Annotated in this window: 1 pseudogene; it reads left to right on the top strand. The window is 42.8% G+C overall.

Annotation, left to right across the window (positions count from 1 at the left end):
* Positions 1 to 169: 169 nt before the first annotated feature.
* Positions 170 to 1,690: pseudogene (locus tag CU635_RS22510) on the top strand (RelA/SpoT family protein); the annotation flags it as partial.
* Positions 1,691 to 1,744 lie beyond the last annotated feature (54 nt).

The raw sequence follows: 1,744 nt of genomic DNA, 5'->3' as shown, positions 1-1,744 counted from the left end.
CGGCTACGCCATTATCTGGATGAGAAGGGAAATAATTCTCCTACAAACATTTTACTCATACAAATATTGGCTCAGGTGATTTAAAGTAGAGAGATTGCAAGTCTTCTTCATATAGATAAAACAGCTTCTGCAAAAAGAAGCAATACGACGGGAAAATAAAGGTGATCATATGGCGAACGATCAAGTGTTAACCGCCGAACAAGTCATCGACCGAACAGCACAATATTTGAATGGCGAGCATGTTAACCTGGTTCGAAAAGCATATGAATTTGCCAGGAGTGCCCATTCAGAGCAATACAGAAAATCAGGTGAGCCGTACATTATCCATCCAATCCAGGTTGCCGGGATTCTCGCTGATTTGGAGATGGATCCTGCGACGGTTGCAGCCGGTTTTCTTCATGATGTTGTCGAAGACACTGACATATCGTTTGAGGACATAAAAGAAGTTTTTAACGATGAAGTGGCAATGCTTGTTGATGGTGTAACGAAACTCGGTAAAATTAAGTATAAATCGCATGAAGAACAGCAAGCCGAAAATCATCGAAAAATGTTTGTGGCGATGGCCCAGGATATTCGGGTCATTTTGATTAAGCTCGCGGACCGGCTCCACAACATGCGGACTTTAAAGCACCTGCCTGCTGAAAAGCAACGGCGCATTTCTAATGAAACTCTTGAGATTTTTGCTCCACTGGCGCACAGGCTCGGGATTTCGAAAATTAAATGGGAGCTTGAGGACACAGCCTTAAGATATCTAAACCCGCAGCAATATTACCGCATTGTCAATCTGATGAAGAAAAAACGGGCGGAGCGGGAGCAGTATCTTGATGAAGTAATTGGTGAAGTGCGTGACAGGATGAGTGAGGTGTCCATTAAAGCCGAAATTTCCGGCAGGCCAAAGCATATTTACAGCATCTATCGCAAAATGGCTTTGCAAAATAAACAGTTTAATGAAATCTATGACTTGCTAGCGGTTCGAATTGTTGTAAACAGCATCAAGGATTGCTACGCGGTGCTTGGAATTATCCATACATGCTGGAAGCCGATGCCGGGACGCTTTAAAGACTATATTGGGATGCCGAAGCCGAACATGTACCAGTCGCTCCATACAACCGTTATCGGGCCAAAGGGCGATCCGTTAGAGGTGCAAATCCGGACATTCGAAATGCATCAAATTGCTGAATTCGGGGTGGCGGCCCACTGGGCTTACAAAGAAGGCAAAGGAGTCAACGATAGTTCTACCTTTGAAGATAAGTTAACATGGTTTAGGGAAATATTGGAATTTCAAAATGATACAGCAAATGCCGAAGAATTCATGGAATCACTGAAAATCGATTTGTTTTCCGATATGGTCTTTATTTTTACACCAAAAGGAGACGTTATTGAGCTCCCATACGGTTCGGTGCCGATTGATTTTGCCTATCGGATCCATTCGGAGATCGGCAATAAAACGATTGGCGCAAAAATAAATGGAAAAATGGTCACACTCGATTATAAGCTGAAGACCGGGGACATTATTGAAATTTTAACATCGAAGCACTCGTATGGCCCGAGTCAGGACTGGTTAAAGCTGGCTCAAACGTCGCAGGCAAAAAATAAAATCAGGCAATTTTTCAAAAAACAGCGGAAAGACGAAAATTTTGAAAAAGGCAAAGAGCTTGTTGAAAAGGAAATCCGCAACATGGAGTATGAGTAAAATGTTTGTAGGAGAATTATTTCCCTTCTCATCCAGATAATGGCGTAGCCG

It is taken from the genome of Bacillus canaveralius, from assembly GCF_002860125.1.
GTDB lineage: Bacteria > Bacillota > Bacilli > Bacillales > Cytobacillaceae > Bacillus_BJ > Bacillus_BJ canaveralius.
This window is presented reverse-complemented; position numbering and strand designations above follow the sequence as displayed.